We start from the raw sequence: 22,157 nt of genomic DNA, 5'->3' as shown, positions 1-22,157 counted from the left end.
AATTGGGTTTAAAACTTGATATTCTTAAAAGATCACTTTCCGTTTATGGTGTGGATTGCTTCACCAAGGACACTTGCAGCAGCCTCCATCAGAGCCTCTTCTAATGTAGGGTGAGGATGAACAGTCAATACAATATCTTTCACATTTGCTCCAAGTTCAATCGCTAGTGCAGCTTCACCTATTAAAGTAGATGCCTCTGGACCTACTATTTGAATGCCCAACACTCTGCTCGTATTTTGTTCAGCAACAACTTGTACAAAACCTTCTGTCTGATTTGTTGATAAAGCCCTTCCATTGACACCAAATGGAAACTTACCTGTTTTGATATCAAATCCTTCAGCTTTTGCTGATTCTGCAGTAAGGCCAACCGTCGCGATCTCCGGGTCTGTAAAAATGACAGCAGGCATTGCATATACATCCATTTCGCTCGGCATACCGGAAATTACTTCTGCAGCGATGGTCCCCTCTTTTGAGGCTTTATGGGCAAGCATAGGGTTTCCAGCAACATCTCCGATGGCAAATATATCTGGATTGCTTGTACGGCATTGGGAATCGTTGATAATAAACCCTTTTTCGTCCAGGTCTACACCGGCCTGTTCCAAACCCAACTGATGCGTATTTGGCCTTCTGCCAACCGTAACTAAAAGTTTGTCAGCTTCGATAAAACGCTCTCCCTGTTGCGTTTTTATCTTGATGCTTATATTGTTATTTTTTCTTTCATATCCCAGGAGCTCAGTATCAGTTAACACTTCTACCCCTAATTGTTTGAGTTTTCTGTAAACAGGTTGTACCAAATCACGGCTGTATCCTGACAAAAGTTGATCCTGCATTTCTATTATCGTTACTCGAGCACCTAGTTTGACAAATGCAGTACCCAACTCTAAACCGATATATCCACCTCCAAGAACAATCAATTCTTTTGGAACACTCGTAAGATTCAACGCTTCAGTGGAACTGATTACGAAGTCCCCATCAAATTCCAGTCCGGGAATTTCCGCAGGACGGCTGCCAGTTGCAACAATAGCATTATCAAATTCAAAAACATCCCGGCTGTATTCAGAACTCACTTCTATCTTGTTTTTGCTAATAAACATTGCATGACCCTTAACTCTCTTTATATTATTTGCGTCAAGTAATGCTTGCACACCATTGGTTAACTTGCTGACAATGGATTGTTTCCAGCCGATTAACTTCTCCATATTGAAGGACCAGTCACTTATTTCAAGCCCAAAAACATCTGACTGTTTAATGCTGTGAACCTTGTTGGAAGCATGAATAATCGCTTTAGATGGGATACACCCCCGATTCAGGCAAACTCCCCCTAAATCTTCTTTCTCAACAAGGGTCACTTCCTTCCCTAGTTGGGCAGCACGAATCGCTGCTACGTATCCACCAGGCCCTCCGCCAATAACAACTACCTGTGTCCCTATAGTGATATCTCCTACTACCACGTTCCATCACCCCTTACCCTTTATATTTCTAGAAGAAAAAGATCCGGCTGTTCTAAATAGTCAATGACTCTTTGCAAGAAATTAGCAGCCATCACCCCATCGATCACTTGATGATCGAAAGCCAATCCTATACCCACTACATCACCAATGACAATCTGATCATCCACAACGACCGGTTTCTTTTGGATTTTATTAATGCCTAAAATTGCTACCTCCGGATAATTAACAATTGGGGTTCCGTACTTTACAGATTTTGTTGCACCAATGTTGGAGATGGTGAATGTTCCATCTTGCATATCTCCCAATTTCAGTTGATTATTTCGTGCTTTTTCAGTGAGGGCAGTGATCTCCTTAGCTAGTTGAATAATGCTTTTTGTATTCGCATGCTTGATTACAGGCACCATGAGGCCGCCTGGTGTATCCACTGCAATACCTATGTTTAATCTCTTTTTAAGGACTATTTCCTGAGCTTCCGTATCAATGGTGGAATTTAAATATGGAAAATCCTGCAGTGCAGTAACAACTGCTTTGATTATGAAAGGCAGATATGTTAACTTAGCCCCTCTGGCTGCTGCCTTCTCTGACATTTTCTTCTTCAGGGAAATAAGTTCTGATATATTTGCATCATCTAATACTGTACTAAGGGCTGCTAATGAAGTGGACTTCATCATATTCTGGGCAATTTGTTTCCGTATTCCCCGTAAAGGTACTCTTTCATCTCTTTCATCATTTGATTTCCAAGCAGGCTGAATAGGTTCACTGACAACTGCTGGCTTTATCTCATCTTCATTTTGAGAATTTTCCACAAATGCTCTAACATCTTGTTCAGTGATTCGGCCGCCTCTTCCCGTTCCCGTAATCAACGTAAGGTCAGCCTTTAATTCCCGAGCTAATTTTCTCACTGAAGGTACGGCTAATGGAAGGTGTTTCCCCTTATAACCGCCCTCTTTGGGGATTGTCTGAGCAGGAGCCGCAGTCTCAGTTAATTTCTGCGGTTTTTCAGCTTGATTTAATTCGGCAGAAATTTCGCTATTTGAAGGTTTTTCATCATGATTACTTGTTTCGATGGATACCATGACTGAACCCACTTCTAAACTTTCACCTTCGCCGTAATGAAGATTTGCTACCTTTCCTCCCACGGGTGAGGAAATCTCCACCACTGCTTTATCGGTTTGCACTTCTACAATTAATTGATCCTCTTTAATAACATCTTTCGGTTTAATGTGCCACCTAACAATTTCTCCCTCAGCAATACCCTCTCCCACATCAGGAAACTTAAATTCATACACCATGATTTTTTCCTCCTTCCGTTTAATTGCCTTGTTTAATAATCCATTACTTCTTGAACGGCTCTTATTAAACGGTCCTTATTTGGCAACCACTCCTCTTCCACTTGAGTAAAAGGATAAGGAGTATCATATCCAGTCACCCGCTTGATCGGGCATTGCAAGTATAGGAAAGCTTCCTCCATTATTCTTGTAGCGACTTCTGCTCCAAAGCCATTCGTCCTAACCGCTTCATGTGTAATGATGACTCTGCCTGTTTTTCTTACGGAATTCATTACTGTTTCATAATCAAAAGGGACCAGACTTCGCAGATCCACTACTTCGATGGATACTCCCAATTTTTCTTCACAATGTTCAGCCACTTTATTCGCAGTCACTACCGGAGCTCCCCAGCTGATTAAAGTAATGTCTTCACCCTCTCTTACAATATTTGCTTTCCCAAGGGGAACACGATAAGCTTCTTCGGGAACTTCCATTTGTACAGAACGATAAAGATGCATGGGCTCTAAAAAAATAACCGGATCTGGATCATCAATGGCGGAAAGTAACAATCCTTTTGCATCATAGGGATTGCTGGGAATGACAACTTTCAATCCAGGTGTATGGGCGAAGAAGGATTCCATACTGTCACTATGCAATTCCAGCGCTTTGACTCCACCTCCAAATGGTCCTCTTATAACTATTGGAGTAGAAAAGCTTCCTCCTGTCCGCATACGGCTGCGGGATAATTGTGAACAAACCTGGTCCATAGTTGAATACATAAAACCCATAAACTGAATTTCTACAATCGGCTTGAACCCATTCGCTGCAAGCCCAATTGAAGCACCGACAATCCCAGACTCTGCTAAAGGCGTGTCAATGACCCTGTTTTCACCGAATTTTTTTTGCAGATTGTCCGTTGCCCTGAACACACCGCCATTCCTGCCTACATCCTGCCCCATGGCCAAAACGGTGGGATCGTTTTCCATCGCAAGAGAAATGGCTTCATTGATTGCTTGAATCATTGATTTTCGTGCCATAAAACCCTACCTCCCCGCTGTATTACTAAAGTTTATTACTTCATCTTTCTGTTTGCGAAGATCCTCTGTCATCTCTGTGTAGACCCTTTCAAATATGTCCTCAAGTTTTGTTTTTGGGGTTTTTTCAAACTCTTCGACTGCTTTTGAAATCTCTTCATTGATCTCTTCCAGTTCCCTCTCTAATTCAAACTTCTCCCAAATACCTCTTGTTTCTAAAAACTTCTGGTATCTTTCCAAAGGATCGCGTGTTTTCCATTCCTCCACTATCGTTAAATCCTGGTAACGCGTAGGATCATCTGCTGTGGTATGGGGCTGTACACGGTAAGTCAATGCTTCAATTAATGTTGGCCCTTTTCCGCTCCTTGCATGTTCAATTGCTTCTTGCGTAACTTTGCGGACAGCAAGAATATCATTGCCATCGACCAGAACCCCCGGCATGCCATAAGCTATTGATTTTTGTGCAATTGTAGGTGTAGCCGTTTGTTTTGAAAAAGGGACACTGATAGACCATTGATTATTTTGGCAAAAAAAGACTACAGGTGCTTTAAAAACCGAGGCGATATTTAATCCCTCATGAAAGTCACCCTTTGACGTTGCTCCATCCCCAAAGTAAGTTAAAGCAATATTTTTCTCATTTCGAAGCCTGAATGCCCAAGCGGCACCGACAGCCTGAGGGATTTGAGGAGGAATCATGATACCATAAGGAAATATATTGACTCCTTCTTTTACGGTTCCTCCGTTATAATGACCGGCAAAATATAAAAGTGCAGTGACAATTTCCTTTCCAAACATCAAAGTGGCACATAGATCTCTTCCATAAGGAAACATCCAATCGGATTGTTCAAGGACGGTTGCACTACCCACTTGTGCAGCCTCCTGGCCCCTAAATGGCGGATACGTCCCAATTCTCCCCTGGCGCTGTAATCGAAAGACTTTTTCATCTAGAATTCTTGAAAATAGCATTTTTCTGTAAAGATCCAATAATTCTTCATCATCTAAATCTACCGATTGCCCTTTTACAATACTTCCGTCGTCATTTATGACACGAACCATATCAAAACGAGGAGCATAATCCATTTTTTTCCCTCCTATTATGTATTTTTTCGCATGCCCACTTATTAAAGCGCTTACAAATTGGAATAACCTTCCAAATAAATGGTTTATGAGCATTTATTTAGGTGAAAAAGTGTATCTTCCACAATTTTATTAATATTTTAATTGTGTTTCAAATATCTATTTGACTATAAAATAATACTTGTGAGATATTATAAAAAAAAAGAGAAGGGGATTCTAAATGGAGTTAAGGTATCTGAGATATTTTATTGCTGTTGCAGAGGAATTGCATTTTGGCAGAGCTGCTAAGCGGCTGCATATGGCACAACCGCCTTTAAGTATCCAGATAAAGAACCTAGAAAAAGAACTGGGTGTTCCTCTGTTTAAACGCAACAACCGCAATGTGGAGTTAACAATAGCTGGAACATTGTTCCTGGAAGAATCCAGAAAATTACTATCCCAGCTAGATCATGCCCAAAACATCGCGCGGTGGGCTCACCGTGGCGAAACTGGAAGCCTCGTAATGGCTTTCGTAGGTTCAGCAAATTATGACATTATTCCATTAATGAAAGGATATCGTAAACGATTTCCAAAAGTCGACATTACCCTTTTACAAATGCATACACCAGTCCAAATTGAACAATTAAGTAAGGGAAAGATTGATATTGGAATCATGCGTCCCCCAACTACCAATGATATACTTAATTTTGAAACGATCCGGCGTGAACCTTGGGTCGCCGCACTCCCGGAAGGCCACCCTCTACTGGAACTGGGTGACCCATTACCTCTCTCTTCTTTAAAAGACAAGCCTATTATTCTATATCCACGAAACATTGTGGGACCTAAATTTTATGATGCAATTATGAAGCTATGTTACGATGCCGGATTTAGTCCTAACATCGTTTATGAAGCTCCTGAAATGCAAACAGCAATTGCACTTGCTGCATCTGAAATTGGGATTGCATTAGTTCCTTATTCCACTCAATTTTTATACAATAAAGGTGTCGTATACCGAATGTTTGATAACTCTACACCTAGTGCAGAAACCATTGTGGCTTGGAGAAAAAATGAAACCTCCCCATTGGTGTATTCCTTCCTTAATTTTTGTAAAGAAATAGAAGTTTTCCAGGACATAAAGAAGTAGGAGTGTCTTTTTGCAAAAACAGCAATTGATACCCAGCCTTGGAAACACATCTGCCAGGAATATTCCATTCATTGAATACATATAAGTTCAAATATACATATTGAATCTGGGTTACAAGAAAAAAATCCCTTCAGAACAAGGTCTGAAGGGTATTTTTATAGAATGATATAAGAATTACAAAAAAACCACTGCCATCAAGGAGTTTTTTCCAATTTACCGAACATTCGAATGCTAAAGGAGGATTAACATGCTTTCAAAGGAAGATATATCACATACAAATGATTCTACCAAGTTTGGAATTTGGGTACTCATCCTGGGAATCATTTTTGCGGGCGCTAATCTTAGGGCACCTATTACAAGTGTAGGGCCTATTATTGAAACGATTCGGCAAGATACAGGAATTTCCAATACGTCAGCGGGTTTATTAACTACATTACCATTGCTAGCGTTTGCCTTTTTTTCCATTCTTGCCCCAAAAATTGCACGGCGTTTTGGTATAGAGTACACATTGTTTGGAGCTTTGCTTTTGTTAGCAACAGGGATTCTTTTGCGTTCTGTGCCGTTTATCAATACCCTGTTTATCGGTACAGCCTTGCTAGGCATAGCTATTGCAGTTTGTAATGTGCTTTTACCAGGCTTGATCAAACGCGAATTTCCAAACAAAGTAGGTCTCATGACAGGTACATACTCCGTTTCTTTGAATCTATGGGCAGCGATTGCCTCAGGTATAAGTATTACTCTTACCCAAGGGTTCGGTTATGGATGGCGTAATGCCCTTGTGTTCTGGGTTTTCTTATCTATTCTGTCCATTTTATTCTGGATCCCTCAGCTGCGTGTTCATCATCGGCCATCGAATTCTCCAAAACAAGAGAATACTTTATGGCACTCGGGCCTAGCCTGGAAAGTAGCTTTTTTCATGGGGTTGCAATCATCGATCACTTATTCCATTTTCGCCTGGTTTCCTACCATTCTTCATCAGCAAGGGATGAGCCAAACAGCTGCAGGGTGGCTTCTATCGTTAGCACAATTCGCCAGCCTGCCAGCAACATTCATAGTGCCCATTTTGGCTGGCCGCAGTTCAAACCAACGGAGTCTTGTCGGTTTCGTTGTGATCTGTTTACTCCTTGGCTGCTTTGGTCTTCTTAGTGGAATTACATTGTTAGCACCGTTATATGCTATACTTTTGGGTTTTGCCATTGGGGCTGCATTTGGCTTGGCTACGATGTTTTTTACCCTTCGTACATATAACGCAAATCAAGCAGCAGAGTTATCAGGAATGGCTCAATCAGTAGGGTATATAATTGCGGCAATTTTTCCGACTCTTTTCGGCTTTATCCATGATATTACCCACAGTTGGACTATCCCTTTACTTATACTGATTGCTGTAACTATTCTTCTCTTCATTGTTGGAATGGATGCCGGTAAAAACCAATATGTAATCTCTCAAGAAAGCATAAATAAATCTAGTTCATTAAAGCAAAAGGCTAAGTAAGATATATAAATGAGCTGCCTATTAATGAAACGGCATGAGAATTGAAATGGTTCACAGTGAAGCTCGATAAGTTGCACTCATAGAAAAACACCTCCAAGTTGCTTTTAGGTATTCCATACCCGTCTTTCAACTTAAAGGTGTTTTTATTTCTCTCATTCTACGAGGTCAGTCCCAATTATCAGCAGGCTCTTTTACAGATGTCTAGCTCCAGGGCGCTTTAGATTTTCTTATAAGCGATTCTTTTTTCTTTGGAACAGCATTTTTATAGCAAGCGGGATGACTCCGAACCATTTGCTTGAAAAAGGCTGTTTTTCAAGCTTCCTTTGCAGACGATGCTGCCTTCGGTCTTCTTTGGGCACAGCCATTTGTTTAACGACTTGCTGTGTCATGTATTTTACATAATCATTTGTCTTCACTTTTACCACCCATATGCAGTATATCCTCTTCAGGCTGTTTTTATACTTCCTAGAATTTCAGCAGCTATCGCTTCAATGCTTTTCCCTGTTGTATCGATATGATACTCCGCTTCTTCATATAACGCCTTCCGTGATGAGAATAGGGGCAGCAGATCTTTTTTCTTCTCACCGCTAATTAACGGCCGGGTTTCATCATCGGCGAGTCTATGCAAAACCTCCTCCGGTTCGCAAAAGAGATACACATAATAGCCGTTTTCCCTCATCCATACCCTGTTCTCTCTCCTAAGAATGATCCCGCCGCCAGTAGTAATGACACAATCCGCAGTCGGAAGTTTACGGAGCATGTCCGATTCCAGCTGCCTGAATGCCAGCTCCCCTTTATGTGAAAAAATCTCGGAAATACTCATTCTTTCATTACTTTCCACTTGCTCATCCGTATCAAAAACCGGAAGGTTCAGCATCTCACTCAAATGCTTTCCCACAGTTGTTTTCCCTGAACCCATAAAGCCAGTTATATAAATTGCCCTCATAGTGCCACCCTCCGTGCATGCGCTATTTTTCTATCCATTCTATCATCTTTTGTGCCGGAAGGCTGTAGCGAAACTTCACTTCTACTTTACGATTGCCAATCGTAGATCCAAATAAGACTATAAGGAGCTCCTCTTCATTCAATTTACTTACTTGATAGTAGACATCTCCCTTCGGATAAAAATAGATCCCATCATACATCACTGCTCCCTCAGCATTCTCTAATTCTGTTAACAATTCCTCCGCTGCCAGCCGTATTAAATGATCAAGCATTAATTTTTCCCTGGTTTCCTGTTGAAACTTCTTTTCTGATACATAAATTTCAGCAGCAGAGATAACCATCAGCAAAAATACTGATGCCAATATAATTACTAGCGGAAAAACAGAACCTCGCTGATTATTCACCGCCTCCCTCCCCCGCTCATATAAGGCCTTAACGTACATTGATAAACCTTGCCCTTCTTATCAGTAACCAAAATTTCCACGGCAGAAGTGTGTTCAATAAATTTAACAGCAGCGATATTCTGGAGCATTGGGTCATGTCCTGTTCCATTAAGCCTGCGTCTCAATTTATCCTGATATTTTTCAATTGTTATTATGTCACTCCCATGCCCCAGCTGAAGAGTATTATTTACCACGTTCATGCTATTTGACCTTCGTACTTCCTTTTTTGTCTGGTTTAGAAAGACTTCCCACTCCAGGGGATTTAGGCTGCGGGCATCCGGCAGCCATTTTTGAGCCATGGTAAACATTTGCAGTGCGAATGAAGCGATAAAACACAAAATGACTAGGGAAAATAACATCTCAATTAAAGTGAATCCGCTATCTTTTCGCAAGATCACAAATCGTCCTGCTTTTCCCTTCAAATGATTCATATTTCAGACATCCTTCCATAAATCCTGGATAGTCAGAAGGCATGCTCCATGTTATATCGAATGTTCCGCTGTCAAGCTCATTTGTTAATGGTAATGTTTCTCCCTCCATATACGCCTCCAGCTGTTTATATAGCAGATGGGCAGCTTTAGTATCCAATTCTGCATTTTTTCGTGCAGAATTGATAGCAGTGAACATCGGGAGGAGCGAAAAACCAATAAAACAACATACGAAAAATCCTGCCAGCATTTCTACATAAATATATCCCTCAGACCTTCTCAAACCGGAATCTCCCTTGTCCAAAGTTCAGTATCATATTATATGTGGAACGTTCATCATAAATTATCCATGTTCCGGACTGGCTTACACTGCCTGTCGATGTAAAATAGACAATAAAATCAAGGGTGCCCCTTTTAATATTGATGCCCTTCGGTATGTCACGCTGCAGTAAGGTACCATCCAAGTAGGATTGGACTAAATATCTCCGGGTATTTTTATCAATGATCACGGAAACATGGACTTGGTGTGAAATTGCGTACTGATGGGCATATAAAAGGTCTGTGCTGAGCTGATTAAGAAATAGCTTTAGTCTATATTCCCTGATGAAATGGGGATACAGGCTGCTGCTAAGCGTGAATAACATTATGAAAATCGACAGAACAATTAATATCTCTGAAAGTGTAAAACCCTTTTGCCCTTTGCCCTGATATGGGATTAATCTATGGAGCTGCGGCAAGAGTAACCTCCCCTTCAGCACTTATTGCAATAGGATCTCCGTTCGGGCAGGATGTTTCTTTGAGATAACCTCCAGTTTTCAACTGGTCAACGCTGGCAGGCAACACATTTTTATCAATCTGATAAGCCTGTACCTGCGCTTGAACCATCTTGATAAACGCGGCACACCCCTTATCCTGAATAGTTGATTGGTGCTTTGTTATATTCGGCACAGTGATAATTAGCAGAATCGATATTACTAGCAGCACGACTAGCATTTCAATTAAAGTAAAACCCTTTTGGTTCAAAATATATCCTCCTTACAGTTCATTTAGCAATGAAAACATTGGCATTAATACTGCCAGATAAATAGATACAATCAGCAGGCCAACAGCTGAAAAGAGGATAGGCTGGATAATCCTCAGTCCCGCGGATGTCCGCTCTTCCAGCCCCTTTAAAAGGTATCTGCTGTAATGCATAAGTTCCTTGTCAAGCCTGCCGTACTTTTGCCCGTTTGCAACGATTACGCTGATATGCTTTTCGAAATAAGGAAGAGAACGGAAAATGTCTTCCAGGGCTCTTCCCTCTGCCAATTCGCTTCTAATTTCTAAACAGAGCTCCTGATAAAAGGGCTGCCGGGAATTTTGTGCAAATAAAGAGATGCTTTCATTAATCGATAGACCGCCTGAGAGAAGGCCACTGAACTGGCTTGAAAAAAAATGAGTATCATAGAGCCTGATAAATGCACCGGCAACTGGGATGTTCAAAAGGATTAAACGTTGTTTAAGAGAGGAAAGCTTGCTGAACCAGCAGGTTTTGAGCATATAAAAGAGAAAAAACAGGAGCAGGAAAACAGCTGGGAGGTAAGGGAGAACCGCAGAAGCTGCACTGATTAACCGGAGGAAGATGCTTGTCTCAGCATCCATGGATTGGAATAATGTTTCGAATTTTGGCAGGAGCATTTTCTGAAGGATAAAAAACACGTTCCCGACAAATACAATCAGAAACATTGGATAAAGCAGCAGCTTCTTCATTTTTTCCAATTCTGAACTTCTTCGGCTCCAAAAAGTACCGCCTTCCTTTAAAGCATACGCAAGATTGCCGTATTGCTCGGCATAGAAAATAAAGCTGATCAGCTGGGGGTGAAACCCGATGGTATGGAGAACTTTATGGAGAGGCTCTCCGCTCCTTAGCAGAACAATTGCCTCCGTAATAACGAACTCCTTTTTAGGCGGCAGCTGCAGTCCAATGAATTGGAGGGCGTGCAGCAATGGATAGCCTTGATCAAGAAGTTCGCCAAGATCCAGCAAAAATTGACCCTGGCTTTTGACATTCCATTTAGGTTTCTTCTTCATTAGCATTCACCCACCGTTCGTACTCCTTGGATTTTACATAGCCCAAAGCCACAGCCTTTCCGATTTCATTTTTCAGCTGCCGGTATGTGCTCTTTTCCCTTACGCCCTGGACTTCAAGGAGTGTATTTGCTAAGTCCTTTCCATGCAGTAATTCATAAACGCTCGCCCGCTTATTATGTTTCATGGTACATATACCGGTGCATTCATTCCCGCAATGAGGACAGTTTAGTTCCAGCAGTCTTTGGGCAGTTACAGCAATCAGTGTCTGTTCTATTTCGAGCCAGCTTACCCCGAACTCCAAAAGACGGTAGACCGCTCCCTTTGCATTTCTTGTATGCATCGTTGTTAAAATTAAATGTCCTGTCATTGCAGCACGAACAGCAATTTTTGCCGTCTCGGCATCCCGGATTTCACCTACCATTATGATATCCGGATCATGCCTCAGAACGGCTTTAAGGCCGACGGAATAGGTAATCCCGGCTTTTTCATTAATTTGCACCTGGAGCATTTTATCCGATTCATTTTCGATGGGGTCTTCCAGGGTAATGACATTCCGATTTATCAATTCCCGGGCATGATGGAGCAGGGAATATAAAGTGGTGGTCTTGCCGCTTCCGGTCGGCCCGGTAAATATTATCATACCGTGGGAATGTTTCAACAGGGCCATCAGCTTGCGGGCATATGCTGGAAAAAGTGAGAGCTGCTGCAGCGGTAGAATATTGTGCTGGGGAATCAGGCGGATGACGAGGCTTTCAGATGGAGAAGCAGGAAGCGTGGACAGCCTTAATCCTACTTGTTTTCCATTAGCGGACAGCGTAATTGCACCGTTTTGAGGTCTCCTTTTCTCACCGATGTCCATTGAGGCAAGGAATTTGAAATGGGATATAAGCCGTTCTGATTCATGTTTGTTTAATAGTTTTTGCGGGGTTAGCTTATCGCCTATACGGAATTGGACGAGCGGTTCACCTTTCCGGGGGAGGATATGGATATCTGTAGCAGCAGCATCCAAGGCCTGAATGAGGATTTTCTCAGCAATTTGTTCAATCGATTCCAATCAATACTTCACCTCCTATTCTTACCCAACTCATTTCGACAGCAAATGGCAAAATTCCTTCAAAAAAATAAAATTTTATACACATGCGGCTATTAACCTTATGGAATATCTTCAAAAAGCGCATGACATGCCCGTTACTTCCCTTTCCCGCTCTTATATAAATCTCTTTTTTCTAACAAAAAAAACGAAAAATTATAGTTTCATCCGATTCGTTCACAAATTTTTAATATTTTTAAAAATTTATATACTTTGTATATATTTTGCACAATTATTGTATACCACTTTGCACTATAAATTACTTTTAAATGTGAACTTTTTCTAAACACGCTGTTTACTGCTGTTATCATCATTCCAATGTTTTTAGGACTGTATTATAATGGAATTAATTATTCTGTGCCCGAGGTGAAGAGGATGGAACAAACATTAAAAATAACCAGCGTTTTATCAGATCCGACCCGCTATTATATCTATCAATATATAACAAAACGCCATCAGGAAGTGACAGTCCAGGAGATCGCTGATTCCTTTACGATCCACCCTAACGTTGCAAGACTGCACCTTTCCAAGCTTGAAGATGTGAACATGCTGACATCCGAAACAAAAAAGACCGGTAAAGGCGGCCGTCCAAGCAGATTGTACCGGCTTTCTAACGATGTGATCCAGCTTCACTTTCCATATCGAGACTATCAGTTGCTTGCCCGCATTGCTATTGAATCTATGCTTACATTAGGAGAAGAAGGCAAAAAGGCTTTATTCCAAACCGGCAGGAAGTTCGGTCAGGAACTGGTTGAACAGCATCTAAGCTCAGGAACTCTTGTGACCGATCTAACGTTTGATCAAAAGCTGGTTATTCTAAAGGAAGCAGCATCTATGGCAGGCCTTTACCCGGAATTTCAGCCTAATGAAGAAAATACAAAAATCTACTTCCAGATCTTTAATTGCCCATTTAAGGAGATCGCTTACCATGATGCAGAAGCAGTTTGTGATATGCACCACGCTTTCTTGCAAGGCATGTTCCAGTCGCTGTTTGATTCAGTCGAATTGGTGGAAAAGGAAACAATGACTGCCGGCTGTGATTCATGCTCATACCAGGCATTCGTCACAAAGTAGCAACAATCTTAGCTTTACACGGTAAGACCTTCTAATTTATAATAATTTAGTGATGAACAAGATGGGAAAAGGAGGGATTCAGATGGAGCGCATGTACAGAGTTCTTGGATTTTGGACAGGTATTTTTGCTGTAATGTTTTACCTTGGCGATATGTATACAACATCTCTAATTTTCTTTGGCCAAACAGGATTTTTTATTCTATTAAGTTATTTAAGGCTGTCTGAACGGATGTATATTTACGTTTTCGGAGCATATCTTACAGTTTTCTTTGCCGGATTCACATATTGGAGCACTTTTATGATGATTCCTGGCGTTACCGGCGGACATTGATCTTTACGCCGAATTAAAGCGGTACCAATACATAAGAAGCTGACCTCTCGGGGGTCAGCTTTTTTTATGCATACTATTGGGAAAACCGGCTGGCTTAGATTGTAAAAGGGGCATTCAATTCATCTGAAAACAATCCTATGCTGTCAGATATATTTTTTGCCTGTATAAGAGTCCTGAAATGCGAGCTGATCCCGCCCGGCATAATTAAACTGCGGATCGCCCTGTTCCGTTTGCTTGTTTCCGAGAACGGATCAGGATCATAATGCTCCTTCAGCTCATTTAAAATCCCAGTTTTTAATAAGAACTGATTTTGCTCCATCAATCCCTCGTTTTTAAGTCCAAAAGCGGTGCCATACTTGATTAGGGCATCAAAATGAATATGTGTAGTAATATCCATTTCTCCCGGGTTTTGCAGAACATTATCTATTAATTGGTGCTTATAATACCCACGCAGGCTTCCTGCTTTATGTATCGGGTGCTGCCATTCATCATTTGTGTACCCATAATCAAATGTTATGAGTACCCCTCTATCAAGCTTACCGGCCATTTCCTTAAGATAGGAAACCATTTGCAGCGGAACTTCATATCTTTGCCCATTTTTCAGCTTAACATTCTGATATTTAAGGTATGCCATTATGTCTTCGTTTTTGAGCGGAGCCAAGTCTTCAATCAGCTCTCCATCCTGACAGGTAATCATTACTTCAAAAATCTGCCCCTCTTGGCTTTCAATCACGTGTACCGGGAATGCATCGAATAATTCGTTTGAAAAAATAATACCGGAAATGCTTTCAATCTGATCAAGTCCAGAGAAGAATACAGATTTCGGATGCTCCTTTAATCTTTCTTTTTGGAGCATTTGATGGTATGGGCTTGTTTCAATCATGTGATAGATTAGGATATGATAAATTTCTGGGTCAATCCTTTTGATATGAGACAATACTGCTTCAGCAAGACGGCCATTTCCTCCGCCAATTTCATAGATTGCTGGAGGCAAATGTCCATCTTTCATTAAATGGACAAACCATCTCGCCAGTGACCGCCCAAATACGTCAGAAAGATTGCTGACGGTATAAAAATCACCGCCCTTTCCAATCTTTTGCTTTTCGTTCATATAATACCCTTTTCCGGGGGTATACAGAGCCGATGAGATATAGTCAGCATAAGTTATAGCGCGGTTTTCTTTGGTGTTCAGCATGTTAATAATAAAATTCTTCATAAAATCTCCCAATTTTCAATTTTCACTATTGACACAGTGGAAATTTTCTAATATATTACAAATATAGTAGCTTAACTATATCCCCTCCCATTATATGAATAGAACATCCCCTAGGAAGACCCTTCTCTTTACGAGAAGGGTCCTCCTATTTTCATTCCTATTATCCTGATTTAGCTGAAACCGTTTAAGAATGGATTGCCTTCCATTTCATCGATTAGAGTGGTAACTGGTCCGTGACCCGGCATCACTATTGTATTCTCAGGCAGGGTTAGCAGCTGGCTGTGAATGCTTTTTAACAGCTGATCGTGATTTCCCCCAGTTAGATCTGTCCTGCCAATACTGTCTTTAAATAACACATCTCCGGAAAAGACATAGCCATCCTCTTCCACATAATAAGAAACACTGCCCGGTGAATGCCCTGGTGTAAATAGCACCTGAAAACGGAAGCTTCCGATTGTAAGTTCCTTCTCGTCTTTGATAATGTGCTCAGCTGGTTTCATTCTCATTAAGGGTTCCATTCTGAAAAAGCCCGACCCGTTCAGGGCAGGATCAGCAAGCCACTTCGCTTCGTTCACATGAATGTAGGCTGGAATATCAAATTTCTCCCTTACTGCATCAAGGGCGCCGATATGATCGAAATGGGCATGGGTCAACAGGACAGCCAGCGGTTTATATTTCTTTGTATATATATATTCTATTAGCCGGCTTGCTTCTTCACCCGGATCAAAAATGATGCATTCTCCTATTTCGTTTGAGAGGATATAGCAATTTGTTTGTAAGGGCCCTAACGGCAGCTGGTACCATTTCATCCTTTTCATCTCCAACCATCTTTTTCTATTTATTTTACACTAAATGCGGTAAACTTTTAAGGGATACTAGTTAGGAGTGTTTCATATGCAGACCGTTTATGCTGTAGAACTCAAACATACAGCAAGCGAATTCCCGGAACTTTTTGATTTGCTTCGGGAATATACAGATTCTTCCGCTGTTTATCGTAATTTTATGATCATATCTGACCGGAATGAGTCAGATATTTGCAAGCAGATTTCAATGGCAGCCCAGTCATTTTCAGGAATCCATTCCCTTTTAAAATTTGCAAAAATGAAAAAAGAAGCATTGTTTACGGATTATGGATTTGAGGCAGATGGTTTTACTTTTTTATTCAAAGAAAGTTTAACTGCGTTCTGTTTTATTGATCGCGCAAAAGAAGACACCGAGATGGCATTGCTGGAGATGGATGAATTCCTGATAGCCTCCTGTATTTTAGATGGTCAAGAGTTTTTCTTTGCTGAAAGCTCACAAACTGAACTAATTCTGGGCTTATGCAGAGCATATGACATAGAAGTGTCATTTTTAAATCTCGACAAATATTAGAAAAAATATTAAAATAAAACCGAGTGCAATCATCTTTACATAAGAAAGAGAACGCTTTATTTTCAGGACTAGCTACGCCAATGAGTAATGACTACATAATAAGGGGGCATAACAATGGGATTAATGATCATTCTTAGTCTTGTAACAATCCTTGCAGTATTTGCTACACTAAGTAGCTTAAAGAACAAGAATTTCCTTGGTTTGTTCTTCGCTGCTGGATCTGCAGCAGTCTTTGGCTGGTTTACAATCATGACAATTCTTAACCATGGATATCCGGTTGCTCACTAAGTGAGACAAAAAAGACATGGTCGGCCCCTCGGGATTTAATTATCCGAGGGGCATTATTTTATGCAAAAAAGTCGCTTCTAGGGACAGCTAAGTCTTTTTCCCATTAGAAAAGCGCAAGCGCCCTGGTGAAGGAAGAACGATTATGTGCGCCAGTGTTGAACAACCTTCGTCCTGTGGCGACGTCGGCACTAGTACGTTCTCACAAAGCTATACGCTTTTGTTTCGTGTGAAGTATCGCTGCCGCAGCTTTCCTTATCCTGTGCGTCGGGGCTTTATTTTCCTTCTGAAAAAAAGTTGTTGGGCGCTGGAGCAGATATCTATACTTGTTATACTTTCTTACCTTAAAGAAGAAACTTGCCAATGGACAAGGTTTTTCTTCGATTTTGTGACTCTTCCTATAATGCACCTTTAGTTCCAAGCCTGGCCTCAACAGCCTTTAGCTTTCCTTCCATCGTTGATTGCTTATCCCTTCTGTCATCAATCCGAATAGAGGTCGCAACGCGGGAAATGCCTTTAGAAAAGGGCGATTCATGGATTTCCTGGATCACTTCAAACAGATTTGCCAGGTCACCCTCTATAATCGTGTTCATAGGAGTAAGCTGAAAACGAATAACGCCTTTTTCGCTGTACTTTTCCAGGATTCTGTGTATGTCTGCCACATATTCACTCACACTTGGCCCTTCTGTTCCAACCGGAATAACGGTTACATCTGCTATCGCCATATTTTACCCATCCTTTCTTGCTTCCACCATATCAAATACCTTTTTTGCATGCAAATCAATGATTTTCTCTAGCTGATATCCGTATAAACACAAGTTGCCATCCGGGTTACATTGCAGAGGTGCATTTTCTGCGTTTTCAACTATTACAGTCTGCTGTTTGCTATTCCAGTCGAAACTAACCAAGTTAGTCAGTTCTTCTCCGCTATCACCAGACAGAAAGGTTAAAAGTGTCCTCTTTTTTTCAACAATTTCCCAATATGGTATGATCGGTTCATCATTATTCCAAGTCAACGGTTTTTGAAATAAGAGTTGAGTGTTTCCGCTATCACCAATTAATTTATACTCCAGGCTAGTTTTATCTTGATCCAGCTGTATGATCATCAAATTTTTATTCAGTTTTCTATATTGAATGATGCTTTTCACAACCTCATGAACTTCATTCCCGTAAAGTTTTTTCTTCAAAAGTTTGCCTTCCATATGCTGCTGATTTTTATTTATATCCATAAACAGGAATTCATCAGGACCTGACCATTGGGCAAAAGGCTTGGGAATATTGATCGGTACAATCGTTTTCTGCTTAGCATTCAATAAGTAATTCGTAAACGTCCAATCTTCAAAAAAACTTGTAACTAACAGTTTTTCTTCGTCGTTCATATTCCATTCAAAGGAGATTTCACTTGAAGAGATAGAAGCACCATATAGAGAATGTCCGTCCCGGGAAATAATTTCGATATCAGCCTTTTCAGGTGAAGATGAAGTATGAATAAGTAAAAAGGACTTGCGAGGACTGATGCTAACCGTGATTATTGGGTTCTTCTTGGAATACAGCACGTTCTCTTTTCCATTCCATATGTCATATTCCCTTACTTCGAAGGAATGATTTTCTGTTTCTTTTGTAATAAAAATAGCCGTAGTGTTACTGGTCCACCCGATAAATCTGTCAAATACAGCACTCTTTAGCTTTACCGGTTCAATTAATTCTTGACTTTCATTCTTTGAATTGGCTTTTTGCACGCCAATTTCGCCAGTCATCTTCTTGTTCTCTGTTTCACAGCCAGCCAGCAGCACAAACAGGAAGAGGAGGAAAGCTATAATTCTGCCGCTGCCTAATAATGCTTTTCCGTTTGTGCCTTGCAATATTAAAAAGGGCATTTTTATAATTTTGAAAATCCCCGCTCTCCCCTTTCCTTAATATTTTTTTGTAACCCTATTATAAAGCAAAAATCCGGCTTATTGCGCGTACAATTTTTTTATTTTTCCATAGAAAAACCCTGCCATTTAGGACGGCAGGGTTTGATCCGCTATTTTGTATTAGCAGCTGAGGATTTCTTATTGTCATTTGATTTATCATTGTCATAAAAACGGAGCAGATCCCCGTAGATAATTTTGTCTGAATACTCAAGCTCCTGCTTGGCTTTTTCCATATAAGGCTCACAGGCTGTGTCCTCAATCGGTTCTCCAGTGGCTTTATTATAACAGGTATCTCTAGTATAAACATAATCCTTAGTAATGAAGCTGCCATCCCGCAGTACGGTAAAGTCCATCTTCTCTTTAGAGAGCAGATCTGCCCCAAATTCAATATTATCCTTCGTCTCAACGCCCAAAAGATGGAGAATCGTTGGCTTCAAATCGATTTGACCGGAAACCCTGGAAATTGTTTTTCCTTCTTGTCCGGGTATATGGACAATTAATGGAACACGCTGAAGCTGAGTTGAATCGAATGGCGTAATTTCCTTGCCCAGTAATTGGCCCATTGCTCCATTGTGGTTCTCAGAAATCCCATAATGGTCACCATAAATTACAATAACTGAATCGTCATACAAACCTTTTTCCTTTAAGTCATTGATAAATTGCTCAAGCGCTTCATCTGTGTAGCGGACTGTTGGAAAATAGCGGTTCAGAGTCTTGGAATCTGATGTATATTCATCAATTGACCTGTCCTCTTCTGCAAGAGTGAACGGAAAGTGATTTGTCAGCGTAATGAATTTCGCATAAAACGGCTGAGGCATTTCAGTTAAATGCTGTATGGACTGCTTAAAAAATTCTTTGTCCTTCATACCCCAGTTAACCGAGTTTTCCTCTGTTTCAATAAAGTCATTGTTGTCATAGAAACGCTCATAGCCCAAAGACTTGTACATAATATCGCGATTCCAGAAGCTTTTATTATTAGCATGGAGGACGGATGTGAAATATCCCTTTTCCCCCAGTATTTCCGGCAAAGCTTTATATTCGTTTTGTGAATGGGTAAAAAACACAGCACCTCTGCCAAGCGGATATAAGGAATTTTCCAGCAGGAATTCGGAATCCGAGGTTTTGCCCTGTCCGGTTTGATGATAGAAATTATCGAAATAATAGCTTTCCTTAATAAATTTATTTAGGAAAGGAGTAACCTCCTGGCCGTTTATCTTCCGGTTGATTACAAAGTTTTGGGTTGATTCCATGGAAACAACAATTAAGTTTTTACCCTTTGCTGCGCCAAACAGTTCATCATTCGGCTTTTTATAATTAGCCCGCACATAGTTTTCGATATCCGCAAGCTCACTGCCATCAGCCATTGCACGCTGGGCAGAGGATTTGGACTGCAAAAACACATCATATAAATGATAGTTGTAGGTACCAATATTTTTTACGAGTATTTCCCTGTCGAAGGTTCTCGTCAAAAGCTGTGGCCGCTCCGTTTCTGCAAGGCCAAGATTTAGGAAAGAAATTGCAACTGCAACTAAGAAGTAGGCTCTCCGGTCAAGTTTCCCTGAACGGGTAAACGATATAAAATCCGGCTTAACTTTCAATAAAATTGCAAGCAGCAGGATATCTATAAAATAAAAAAGATCTGTTACAGATATCAGCTCGGTAACGCTGCCCCCCAGATCACTCATATTGCTGGTCTGGAACAGCACTGGAATAGTTAAAAAGTCATTAAAGAACCTATAGAAAACGAGGTTCGCGAACAAAACCGCCGTTATTATGAAGCTTGTGATAAGGATATAGCGGTTACGGTTCTTTTCCTTTAAGAACAGGCTAACTCCAAGAATGAACAATATGAAGCTTAAAGGATTAATAAACAGGATAATCTCCTGTGTCCAGTTTTCAATGTCAATGTCAAAGCTAGTCTTATAGGCGATATAGGTTTTTATCCATAAAAAGAGTGTAGCCAGCAATAAAAACGGCACACTTTTCAAGGTGAAAAATCTCCTCATTCGGCATCCTCCCCTGTAAGCTTTTCCAAAAATCGTTTTTTATATGAGTCCGCACCATAGGTATTACTATCCATTATACAGAAAGTGAATGCAGGCAAAAAAAACACTATTTAATCTTAATATTAATTTTACCAAAATGCAAATTGCCATTCACACTGCTCTGATAGAATGATAATTTCATTGATATTCTACTACCCACCTAATTAGACGAATGAAACCGAAATAAGTTTCAGAAAAAACCGAAGCCAGAATAGTCTAAAAATTAATCAGGAGCTCCCCGGCCCGGCGGAAAGCTCCTGATATTTCAAAAATATATTATTCTGCCAGAGTATTCTTCACAAGCCATGCTGCCCCAATTATACCTGCATCATTGCCGAGGGTCGCGATATCGAGCTTTGTAGATTTAGCAACCCTTGGAAAAGCAAATTTCTGAAATTGCTCTCTTAAAGGTTTCAGCAGCGTATCACCTGCTTTGGAAACGCCGCCGCCTATAACAATCTTTTCAGGATTAAGAGCATTTGCCAAATTGGCCAAAGCCAGCCCAAGATATTTGGCGACCTGATCAATAACTGTCAGGCACAGCTTGTCACCCTTGCTTGCATATTCAAAAATATCCTTTGAGGTAAATGTTTCAGGCAGTTCCGTTGTGCCGTCAAAGCCTTTTAACGCCTCATTCATTAGGCGGACAATCCCAGTTGCGGATGCGATGGTTTCCAGGCAGCCGGTTTTTCCGCAGTTGCAGGGATAGCCATTGTTAATTTCTGAAGTAATGTGGCCAATTTCCCCGGCAGCCCCGGAAATCCCCTGTACTAGTTCTCCATTGGCAATTACTCCTCCGCCTACTCCTGTTCCAAGCGTAACGCAAACTAAATCTTTTGCTCCATTGCCAGCTCCCTTCCACATTTCACCAAGAGCAGCAATATTTGCATCATTTTCAACCACAGCAGGCAAAGACGTCTCAACCTCCAGCAGATCCTTTAAGGGATAGTTTTCCCAACCAAGATTGACTGCTTCAAAAATCATACCATTTGAGCCGTTTACGGGTCCGGGCGCTCCCATGCCTATACCAAGCAACTTCGACTTTGGCTGCCCTAATTCTTCAAGCTTGCTGTCTATTGCTTTTGCAATATCAGTAGTAATATTCTTTCCTTTGCTGCTTATATCAGTTGGTATTTCCCATTTATGCTTGATTTCTCCATACATGCTGATAAAAGCCAGCTTAATAGTAGTCCCGCCTAAATCAACGCCCATCAGCCACTTATCCATTATGCATACTCACCTTTTTAAGGCAGTTTTACCTGCTCTTTTCTTTTTCAATCTGTATTTGCTGCCGTAATAGCAGCATTGCCATTTGAAAATCCCTTGTTTCGATTAATTGGGAGCTATACAGTTCCCTTACTTCAGCTTCCATTAGCTCAAGGTCGGCAACACGATCTCCAATATAGATAATTGTTCCAAACTTTTTCAGGAATTGCTGCACATCATAAATCGTTTTCATAAGTTCCCTCATTTTAGGCCGGTTTACGTGTAATCT

General features: G+C 40.8%; 26 protein-coding genes. 6 read left to right on the top strand and 20 right to left on the bottom strand.

Features of this window, described 5'->3' with window-relative positions:
* Positions 1-32: 32 nt before the first annotated feature.
* Genes lpdA through pdhA form a run of 4 tightly spaced genes read right to left on the bottom strand, consistent with a single transcriptional unit; the run spans position 33 to position 4,833 of the window.
* Positions 33-1,451, bottom strand: a complete 1,419-nt coding sequence (gene lpdA / locus CVD28_RS23325) for a dihydrolipoyl dehydrogenase (protein WP_101597097.1) — start codon at positions 1,449-1,451, stop codon at positions 33-35.
* A 20-nt stretch (positions 1,452-1,471) separates the two neighbouring features.
* Positions 1,472-2,743 (bottom strand): dihydrolipoamide acetyltransferase family protein, encoded by a 1,272-nt coding sequence (locus CVD28_RS23320; protein ID WP_101597096.1) that lies wholly within the window; start codon positions 2,741-2,743, stop codon positions 1,472-1,474.
* A 32-nt stretch (positions 2,744-2,775) separates the two neighbouring features.
* The gene (locus tag CVD28_RS23315; RefSeq protein ID WP_101597095.1) at positions 2,776-3,756 is read right to left on the bottom strand and encodes an alpha-ketoacid dehydrogenase subunit beta; all 981 of its coding nucleotides are present in this window, start codon (positions 3,754-3,756) and stop codon (positions 2,776-2,778) included.
* A 6-nt stretch (positions 3,757-3,762) separates the two neighbouring features.
* Positions 3,763-4,833: a pyruvate dehydrogenase (acetyl-transferring) E1 component subunit alpha gene (pdhA, locus tag CVD28_RS23310; protein ID WP_101597094.1), complete on the bottom strand. Its 1,071-nt coding sequence runs from the start codon at positions 4,831-4,833 to the stop codon at positions 3,763-3,765.
* 217 nt (positions 4,834-5,050) lie between these two features.
* Between pdhA and CVD28_RS23305 the strand changes: the two genes are divergently transcribed.
* The gene (locus tag CVD28_RS23305; protein WP_101597093.1) at positions 5,051-5,953 is read left to right on the top strand and encodes a LysR substrate-binding domain-containing protein; all 903 of its coding nucleotides are present in this window, start codon (positions 5,051-5,053) and stop codon (positions 5,951-5,953) included.
* A gap of 247 nt (positions 5,954-6,200) precedes the next feature.
* Positions 6,201-7,445, top strand: a complete 1,245-nt coding sequence (locus CVD28_RS23300; protein WP_101597092.1) for a CynX/NimT family MFS transporter — start codon at positions 6,201-6,203, stop codon at positions 7,443-7,445.
* A 227-nt stretch (positions 7,446-7,672) separates the two neighbouring features.
* On the opposite strand, the gene CVD28_RS23295 is transcribed toward CVD28_RS23300, so the two are convergent.
* From CVD28_RS23295 to comGA, 9 genes are read right to left on the bottom strand one after another with little or no spacing between them, the layout of a single operon-like run.
* Positions 7,673-7,861 (bottom strand): YqzE family protein, encoded by a 189-nt coding sequence (locus tag CVD28_RS23295; RefSeq protein ID WP_101597091.1) that lies wholly within the window; start codon positions 7,859-7,861, stop codon positions 7,673-7,675.
* 29 nt (positions 7,862-7,890) lie between these two features.
* Positions 7,891-8,391 carry a shikimate kinase gene (locus CVD28_RS23290; RefSeq protein ID WP_101597090.1) on the bottom strand — a complete coding sequence of 167 codons (501 nt, stop codon included), beginning with the start codon at positions 8,389-8,391 and terminating at the stop codon, positions 7,891-7,893.
* Between the two features lie 22 nt (positions 8,392-8,413).
* The gene (gene comGG / locus CVD28_RS23285) at positions 8,414-8,794 is read right to left on the bottom strand and encodes a competence type IV pilus minor pilin ComGG (protein ID WP_180954287.1); all 381 of its coding nucleotides are present in this window, start codon (positions 8,792-8,794) and stop codon (positions 8,414-8,416) included.
* The gene (gene comGF, locus CVD28_RS23280) at positions 8,791-9,264 is read right to left on the bottom strand and encodes a competence type IV pilus minor pilin ComGF (RefSeq protein WP_142384822.1); all 474 of its coding nucleotides are present in this window, start codon (positions 9,262-9,264) and stop codon (positions 8,791-8,793) included. Before comGF ends, comGG begins: the two co-directional genes overlap by 4 nt.
* On the bottom strand, positions 9,212-9,544 hold the full coding sequence (locus tag CVD28_RS23275; RefSeq protein WP_101597088.1) for a hypothetical protein: 333 nt from the start codon (positions 9,542-9,544) through the stop codon (positions 9,212-9,214). The genes comGF and CVD28_RS23275 overlap by 53 nt, the downstream gene beginning before the upstream one ends.
* Complete coding sequence (comGD, locus tag CVD28_RS23270) at positions 9,531-9,998, bottom strand: competence type IV pilus minor pilin ComGD (protein ID WP_101597087.1); 468 nt, start codon at positions 9,996-9,998, stop codon at positions 9,531-9,533. Before comGD ends, CVD28_RS23275 begins: the two co-directional genes overlap by 14 nt.
* On the bottom strand, positions 9,982-10,284 hold the full coding sequence (gene comGC, locus CVD28_RS23265; RefSeq protein ID WP_101597086.1) for a competence type IV pilus major pilin ComGC: 303 nt from the start codon (positions 10,282-10,284) through the stop codon (positions 9,982-9,984). The genes comGD and comGC overlap by 17 nt, the downstream gene beginning before the upstream one ends.
* A gap of 12 nt (positions 10,285-10,296) precedes the next feature.
* On the bottom strand, positions 10,297-11,331 hold the full coding sequence (comGB, locus tag CVD28_RS23260) for a competence type IV pilus assembly protein ComGB (protein WP_180954286.1): 1,035 nt from the start codon (positions 11,329-11,331) through the stop codon (positions 10,297-10,299).
* Positions 11,315-12,385 (bottom strand): competence type IV pilus ATPase ComGA, encoded by a 1,071-nt coding sequence (gene comGA, locus CVD28_RS23255; protein WP_101597084.1) that lies wholly within the window; start codon positions 12,383-12,385, stop codon positions 11,315-11,317. Before comGA ends, comGB begins: the two co-directional genes overlap by 17 nt.
* Positions 12,386-12,796: 411 nt before the next feature.
* On the opposite strand from comGA, the gene CVD28_RS23250 reads away from it, so the two are divergent.
* Complete coding sequence (locus tag CVD28_RS23250; RefSeq protein ID WP_101597083.1) at positions 12,797-13,495, top strand: helix-turn-helix transcriptional regulator; 699 nt, start codon at positions 12,797-12,799, stop codon at positions 13,493-13,495.
* Between the two features lie 82 nt (positions 13,496-13,577).
* Positions 13,578-13,826 (top strand): DUF2626 domain-containing protein, encoded by a 249-nt coding sequence (locus tag CVD28_RS23245; protein ID WP_101597082.1) that lies wholly within the window; start codon positions 13,578-13,580, stop codon positions 13,824-13,826.
* Positions 13,827-13,920: 94 nt separating this feature from the next.
* On the opposite strand, the gene CVD28_RS23240 is transcribed toward CVD28_RS23245, so the two are convergent.
* A complete protein-coding gene (locus tag CVD28_RS23240; protein ID WP_101597081.1) occupies positions 13,921-15,042 on the bottom strand; it encodes a class I SAM-dependent methyltransferase in 1,122 nt (373 codons plus the stop codon).
* 170 nt (positions 15,043-15,212) lie between these two features.
* Entirely contained in the window at positions 15,213-15,851 is a 639-nt protein-coding gene (locus CVD28_RS23235) for an MBL fold metallo-hydrolase (RefSeq protein WP_101597080.1), read from the bottom strand.
* 85 nt (positions 15,852-15,936) lie between these two features.
* Between CVD28_RS23235 and CVD28_RS23230 the strand changes: the two genes are divergently transcribed.
* Complete coding sequence (locus CVD28_RS23230) at positions 15,937-16,416, top strand: hypothetical protein (RefSeq protein ID WP_101597079.1); 480 nt, start codon at positions 15,937-15,939, stop codon at positions 16,414-16,416.
* Between the two features lie 114 nt (positions 16,417-16,530).
* Positions 16,531-16,704 (top strand): DUF2759 domain-containing protein, encoded by a 174-nt coding sequence (locus tag CVD28_RS23225; protein ID WP_101597078.1) that lies wholly within the window; start codon positions 16,531-16,533, stop codon positions 16,702-16,704.
* A gap of 395 nt (positions 16,705-17,099) precedes the next feature.
* Here CVD28_RS23225 and CVD28_RS23220 read toward each other — a convergent pair whose 3' ends face one another.
* The 5 genes from CVD28_RS23220 to CVD28_RS23200 all read right to left on the bottom strand — a co-directional run bounded on the left by CVD28_RS23220 (position 17,100) and on the right by CVD28_RS23200 (position 22,121).
* Positions 17,100-17,426 carry an MTH1187 family thiamine-binding protein gene (locus CVD28_RS23220; protein ID WP_101597077.1) on the bottom strand — a complete coding sequence of 109 codons (327 nt, stop codon included), beginning with the start codon at positions 17,424-17,426 and terminating at the stop codon, positions 17,100-17,102.
* A gap of 3 nt (positions 17,427-17,429) precedes the next feature.
* Positions 17,430-18,458, bottom strand: coding sequence for a hypothetical protein (locus tag CVD28_RS23215; protein WP_142384815.1), 1,029 nt, complete (start codon positions 18,456-18,458; stop codon positions 17,430-17,432).
* A gap of 269 nt (positions 18,459-18,727) precedes the next feature.
* Positions 18,728-20,623 (bottom strand): LTA synthase family protein, encoded by a 1,896-nt coding sequence (locus CVD28_RS23210; RefSeq protein WP_101597075.1) that lies wholly within the window; start codon positions 20,621-20,623, stop codon positions 18,728-18,730.
* 315 nt (positions 20,624-20,938) lie between these two features.
* Complete coding sequence (locus CVD28_RS23205; protein WP_101597074.1) at positions 20,939-21,892, bottom strand: ROK family glucokinase; 954 nt, start codon at positions 21,890-21,892, stop codon at positions 20,939-20,941.
* 25 nt (positions 21,893-21,917) lie between these two features.
* Positions 21,918-22,121, bottom strand: coding sequence for a YqgQ family protein (locus CVD28_RS23200; protein ID WP_101597073.1), 204 nt, complete (start codon positions 22,119-22,121; stop codon positions 21,918-21,920).
* Between the last annotated feature and the right edge of the window lie 36 nt (positions 22,122-22,157).

The sequence above is a fragment of the Bacillus sp. M6-12 genome (assembly GCF_002860285.1).
In the GTDB taxonomy this organism is placed as follows: Bacteria; Bacillota; Bacilli; order Bacillales; family DSM-1321; genus Peribacillus.
The sequence above is the reverse complement of the archived record's forward strand: the minus strand, read 5'-3'. Positions and strand labels throughout refer to the sequence as shown.